Source organism: Komagataeibacter oboediens (assembly GCF_003207815.1).
GTDB lineage: Bacteria > Pseudomonadota > Alphaproteobacteria > Acetobacterales > Acetobacteraceae > Komagataeibacter > Komagataeibacter oboediens.
The window spans coordinates 1-6,360 of the sequence record NZ_NKTX01000099.1; the positions used below are offsets into that span (position 1 = coordinate 1).

At 60.1% G+C, this 6,360-nt stretch carries 4 protein-coding genes and 1 pseudogene; 3 read left to right on the forward strand and 2 right to left on the reverse strand.

Annotated features, from left to right (window positions below; all coding sequences use genetic code 11):
- Positions 1-288 precede the first annotated feature (288 nt).
- From CFR80_RS16385 to CFR80_RS19990, 3 genes are read left to right on the forward strand one after another with little or no spacing between them, the layout of a single operon-like run.
- A complete protein-coding gene (locus tag CFR80_RS16385) occupies positions 289-1,524 on the forward strand; it encodes an NAD(P)-binding domain-containing protein (RefSeq protein ID WP_110507728.1) in 1,236 nt (411 codons plus the stop codon).
- A 52-nt stretch (positions 1,525-1,576) separates the two neighbouring features.
- Positions 1,577-2,314 (forward strand): hypothetical protein, encoded by a 738-nt coding sequence (locus CFR80_RS19985; protein ID WP_258367903.1) that lies wholly within the window; start codon positions 1,577-1,579, stop codon positions 2,312-2,314.
- Positions 2,311-2,910 (forward strand): ATP-grasp domain-containing protein, encoded by a 600-nt coding sequence (locus CFR80_RS19990; protein ID WP_258367904.1) that lies wholly within the window; start codon positions 2,311-2,313, stop codon positions 2,908-2,910. The genes CFR80_RS19985 and CFR80_RS19990 overlap by 4 nt, the downstream gene beginning before the upstream one ends.
- Before the next feature lie 113 nt (positions 2,911-3,023).
- Here the strand turns inward: CFR80_RS19990 and CFR80_RS16395 are convergent, their stop codons facing one another.
- Together CFR80_RS16395 and CFR80_RS16400 are read right to left on the reverse strand one after the other, a co-directional pair.
- Complete coding sequence (locus CFR80_RS16395) at positions 3,024-5,162, reverse strand: EAL domain-containing protein (RefSeq protein ID WP_010517343.1); 2,139 nt, start codon at positions 5,160-5,162, stop codon at positions 3,024-3,026.
- 151 nt (positions 5,163-5,313) lie between these two features.
- Positions 5,314-6,303, reverse strand: a pseudogene (locus CFR80_RS16400) (OprO/OprP family phosphate-selective porin); the annotation flags it as partial.
- Positions 6,304-6,360 lie beyond the last annotated feature (57 nt).

Below are 6,360 nucleotides of genomic sequence, written 5' to 3' on the forward strand. Positions count from 1 at the left end.
TGCGTCCTCAACCGCATGGACATTGATCGCCTCGATCCGCATGCTCACACGACGGACAGCAAGGCATTGTCAAGCTTGAAAAACTTTCGGATCGGGCTCTGAGATAAGGTAAATGTATGGTTAATATATGGCGGAACATGAGGTCCGTTTCCACACACTTCTGGTCCCGATGGGCCCGAAACAAGAAACGTGCGCGTGTTTCCTCCATACTGCAAATAACGACCAAACGTTTTGTGGCCATTACCAGGCCCTGTTCCATTTCTGCACTTACTGGCTGGTGGATTTCTGATGAATACCGACGTAGCCATTATAGGGGCCGGCCCCTATGGTCTCTCCCTTGCAGCCCATCTGCGCGACAGGGGTGTCAACTTCCGTATTTTCGGGCGCCCGATGGGGTTCTGGCGCGATCATGTCCCCGCCGCCCTGCGGCTTAAGGCAGAAGGGTTCGCACTGAACCTGTTTGACCCCACCCGCAGGTCAACCCTTGCGCGGTTCTGCAAGGAACGGGGATATCCCTACGCCCCCATTGGCGAACCCATTCCTGCCGAGGTTTTCCGGGAATACGGCGAAGAATTCCAGAAAACCCACGTACCCCACCTCCAGCCATGCCGGGTCACGCATCTGGCACGCACGCTGGACGGGTTTGTCCTTCATCTGGACAATGGAGAAAGTGTCCTGGCGCGCAATGTGGTCATGGCGATCGGGATCGAACACTTCGCCTACACCCCCCCTGCCGTGCGCAACCTGCCTGCCGACCGGATCAGCCATACCTTTGACGAAACCACGTTTGACCGCTTCGCGGGCAAGCGGGTCGCCGTGATTGGCGCGGGGTCATCAGCGGTGGATACGGCCTGCTTCCTGCATAATGCTGGCGCGCAGACCTTTATCTGCACCCGCCGGCCCAAGATATGGATCAACCATCCCCCACGAAACCTGACGGGCCTGAAGCTGCTGTGGACCCGGATCAAGAAGCCGGTTTCCGGTCTGGGGACGGGGTGGCGGTCGCGCATGGCCTGTGACCTGCCCGATGTCTTTCACATGCTGCCCGCCCGCCTGCGCCTGCGTATCACACGTGGCCATCTGGGGCCGGCGGCGGGATGGGTAACAGGTCAGGTTGTCCGGGACAGGGTACCGATCTGGCTCAATCTCGACCTGCAATCCGCGCAGATGCGCGATAACGCCGTCCATCTTGTCTTTCGCGATACAAAGGCCGAGCGCCCGCGCACGGTGGATGTTGACCATGTATTCCTGGGCACCGGCGTCCGGGTGGATATGCAGCGCATCCCCTTCCTTGACCCCGTGCTGGCGCGCGCCGTCCGCACCGAGGAGAACATGCCCGCCCTGTCACACAGTTTTGAGTCGAGCGTGCCGGGCCTGTACTTCATCGGCCCCATGGCGGCAGGCAGCTTTGGTCCCCTTTTACGCTTTGCCTGGGGTGCGCGCTTTGCCGCGCGCCGCCTGAGCGCCCGACTGGGCCGACAACCCGTATCGTTCCCGGTCCCGCAGACCGCCTTTGCGTCCTGACTTCCCCTGCACCTCATCCTGAATCCCGACCCGAGCTGGAAAGTTGCGGATCATGAAAAACGATTTTACGGTTCTTATCGTCTCCTCCGTGTGGTGGTCGGCCATCACACGCGCTGCGGTGGAATTCCTGGAAAGCGGGGTGGAAGTCCATGCCATCTGCCCGGCCGGACATCCCCTGCGCTGCCTGGGTGCGATCAGGAGCATACAGACCTATCCGTATGTCGCGCCGACCGCAGCGCTGGCTGATGCCATTGCACAGATCCGCCCCGACCTGATCATCCCGGCGGATGACCGGGTCGTTGTGACCCTGCACCAGGTTTTCAGCGAGGCCGACCCCTCGACCGCCACGGGCCGGTTATGCCGTGACACCATCGAAAGATCCCTCGGGCGACACGAATACTTTGCCTATGCGCAGACGCGGCTCCGGCTTATCGATGTCCTGCGCGAACAGGGCATTCCCACCCCTGCGGCAGCCAACCTCGCCACCCTGGAGGATGTGAGGCGCTGGTGCGCAGCCACGCCCGGCCCGTGGGTGCTCAAACGCGACCGGAGCTGGGGCGGCTCTGGCGTGGTGATCGCGGATACACAGCAGGAAGCCGAAAGCGGTTTCCATCGCCTGTCGCAGCCGGTGCGCATGATCTGTGCGCTGCGCGTGCTGCTGGCGGATCGCGACATCTATTCCTTCATGGAGGCAACGGCCCGGCGTCCCCTGCCCGTCATGGCGCAGGCGCATGTCACCGGCATGCCCGCCAATATCATGGTGGCCTGGCCTGCTGGGAAGGGGAAGTGATCGGCACGCTGGGGGTCAATGTCGTGTCCTATCAGGGACGCACGGGGGCGGCGACGGTGATCGAGATCACGCAGTCGGCCGATATGGAACGCGCGGCACGGGTCACCTGCGCGGCATTGAAGCTGTCGGGTTTTTTTGGCCTGGATTTTGTACGATGCGCAAAAACCGGCACCTATCATTTTATTGAAATGAATCCCCGCCTGACCCAGATTGGCCATCTGTGCCATGGTGGCAATACCCTGATCCGCCGCCTGCTGCAGCATGTACGCGGCAGGGCGCAGGTGGCCATGCCCGCCGCCGCGATGGAACTGCATGAACGCACCCTGATCGCCCTGTTCCCGCAGATCCTGCGCACCGACCCCGATACGATGAAGAATGCCTCCGCCTGGATCGATATTCCATGGCGCTATCCTGAACTGGTGGAGGAACTGCTGCGCCGTCCGTGGCCACGGCGGGGATCTGTCGCACGGCTGGAAGAACGGCTGAGACCCAACATGCCCTATGGCAAATCCGTGGATCGGGGGGAGGCACTGGGCAAACTGTCCACCCTGCTGAAGACGGGTATGGTCACGGATATGCCCATGGCCACCCTGTAAGAAATAGAGGGTGGGCCCGCTGCTGATGAAAACCGGCTGTTGTCTGCAGGCGCCCCCTTTTCCCGAAAAGGGCGGCGCTGCCTGATGCATCCCACAAACGGGACATCCGGGGATCAGGCGTAGGACAGGATGGACTGCCGGATCACGTCCGAAGGCTGGGGCCGGCCAAGCAGGAAGCCCTGGACCTGATTACATCCAAGGTCATTGAGGTGCGCCCACTGGTCATGCGTTTCAACGCCCTCCGCCGTGATGGGAATGTCCATGCTCTGCGCAAGGCTGATAATGGCCTGAATGATGCCTGACGCGCTGCGTTCGGGCAGTTCCTGCACGAAGGAACGGTCGATCTTGATTTTCTGGAACTGAAAGGACCGCAGGTACCCCAGCGAGGAATACCCCGTTCCGAAATCATCCAGCACGATACTGCACCCGATACGCCCCAGCTGCTGCAGGATATGGCGGTTGGTTGCGCTGTTCTGGACAAAGATGTTTTCCGTAATCTCGATTTCCAGCCGATGCGGCGCAAGACCGGAACAGGACAGCGCCCCTTCGACAATGCTGAGGAAGCGTGGGTTCCGCAACTGGATGGGGGACACGTTCACCGCGATCTTGACCTGTTCGGGCCAGTCCGCCGCTTCCTGGCAGGCAGCCCGCAAAACCCATTCCCCCAGATCATGGATCAGCCCGTTTTCTTCCGCCAGCCCCACAAACTGGTCCGGGGGAACCATGCCGTGCGTGGGATGGTGCCAGCGCACCAGGGCCTCACATGCGCTGATACGGTTGGTCGGCATTGAATACAGGGGCTGGAAATGCAGGGTCAGTCCGCTGCTGGCAATGGCCGTGCGCAGTTCATTGCCCAGACGTGCGCGCGTCTGAATTTCATCACGCAGGGCGGCGTCAAAGAACTGGAATCCATTGCGCCCCTGTGACTTGGCGCGATACAGCGCAATATCAGCATATTGCAGCAGGGTTTCCGCGTTATCGGCATCCTGCGGATACAGCGCCGAACCCACACTGGCGCCAATGACAATATGGTGGCCGTCAATAATGTAGGGACGACTTACGGTTTCGACAATTTCACGCGCCCGTCCCGTCAGTTCCGCCTGTGCGGGCACGATGGGCCAGATAATGGCGAATTCGTCACCACCCAGCCGCGCCACCAGATCCTCGGGCCGACTGCATGCCCGCAGCCGCTCCGCCACCAGCCGCAACAATGCATCCCCCGCCGCATGGCCATAAACGTCATTGACCGTCTTGAAGTAATCCAGGTCGATACACAGTAATGTCGCATCCTGCCCGACAGTACAGACCGTATCCAGACGCGAACTGAACAGCGCACGATTGGCAAGGCCGGTCAGGGGATCATAATGCGCAAGCCGTTCCACCTGATGCTGGGCATTGCGCTGTTCCGTGACATCATCGGCCACGCACAGTTCCCAGCGCGCGCCCCCGCGTTCATCCGCAATCATGACATGACGGGTGGCAATGGCACGCGGATCCCCATGCTGGTTACACAGGACCTGTTCGCGCACGCCCTGCTGCCCGGCGGCCGGACGGCTGACCAGCAGGTGGCCTATTTCGTCCGCGCCAAAGACCTGCGCGGTATCCTTTTCAATCAGCAGGTCACGCCTGCATCCCATCATGTCCTCGGCCGCACGATTGACCAGCACGAGGTGTTCATGCCGCACGGACCGGACAACCAGCGCGGACGGGATGTTTTCTACAATCGTGTCGATGAACAGCTTGTCGCGTAATATTCTTTTATTTGCCCGGCGCAGGTCTTCCGCCGCCTGTTCCAGGCGGGTGGCGGACGCAATCGCATGGGAGTGGGACGCGTTCATCAGGTCCAGAACGGATCCCGTCCCGCAATAGCGTCCATTATCGGTCACGATATAGCCGCGCAGGAGGTCATCTGCCTGCCCCATCAGGGTCCGGGCGGTAAAGTCGGATGCCAGAACCCGGGCGTCGATCATGACCGGGGCTGTATCCATCAATAATGAAACAGGGCGACGATTAAACAGGGAATGGCCGAATTTACCTGACACTTTCAGAAAAAAGGCCTGTCGCTCAACCAGACCGACAGGCACATCATCCGCATCCACAACCGCAACCAGCATCAGTTCCGCGTTGCGGTGAAACAGATCAAAAAGGCTTTCCCCCGGGTCTGACGGCCGAAGGAGCGGTCCCTTCCGGGCAATATCCCCCATGGTAAGGAACGGCGACTGGCCAGCCTGTGCAGGACTATCTTGCATCATTCAATGTTCCACATAGGGCACGCACCGCCTGTCGTGCCTGTTTATTAAATGACCTGTTACTGTATTGAATTATGAAAATCAGGATGGGAAAGCCTGCCGGTATTCTTGCGATACCGGCAGACATGACATCATCAGATAAAAAGTCCGCGCCTTAGAAAGCCGCCTGGATACGACCGGCGACGGAGTTGCCGTCACGACCGACCGCGTCATACAGGAAGCTGTCCCTGCTGACGATGATGTGGTTGTAATCCAGCATGAAACGGAAATGCCGGTTGGGATACCAGTTCAGACCCGCGGACCAGACCGTCTGCTGCCCACCACGGATTGCATTGGCCGTGCCAAGCCCGCTGTTCAGATCCGCCACACTGTAACGGGCCGAAACTTCCAGCGCGCCCCAGTGACCATGGGCCGGATCGAATGCGTGATCCACGCCGGGGGCGGCAAATGCGCCTTCCTTGATGTTGTAGGAACGCGCCTTGCCAAAGATGGTATAGTTGGCCGCACCGTAGAAACCCTGGAAGCCAACCGAACCCCGGCTGCTTGCACCTGCGGCATAGTTGTCGCCGCGCGTCACGCCAATGTGGTAGTATTCACCTTTCAGCACCAGCCGCTTCCAGCGGAAGCCAAGTTCGGGACCGGCGGACCAGACGCTGCCCACATTCCCCACCGTCTCGTTCAGGAACTTGGTTGTCGTCAGGTCAACTTCGGGGCCTTCGGCGAAATTCGCGCTACGCACGCCATTCTTTTCCGCCACCTTGAACGCGGCGATACCGGACACACCCACATGCACGTCAATATCCTTGGACATGTAGGGACGACCCGCGATACGGAAGGTGCCGCCACTCTGGCTGTCGGTCACACCGCTCGTCACGCCAGAACTGGAAACCGCGGCTGCATTCGAGCCACCACGCGCGCCGTAGCTCTGTCCGGTCAGATAACCGGCAATCCACCAGCGCTTGCCATAATGCAGGGCACCGACGCTCATGCGCGCATCACCTGCCGCGATGTTACGCACGATATCGGTAATGGCGGGGCGTTCCATCATCTCGAATTCGTTCGAGCTTTCGGAATCTTCTTCCGTTACGCGCGGCTGGAAATAATACCAACGGTTATGGGAACTGACCTGTGTGAGCCCACTTTCTAAGACCGATGGATCGAATGGTGTCAGGCAAGGCAGCAAGATTATTCCAAGCGGAAC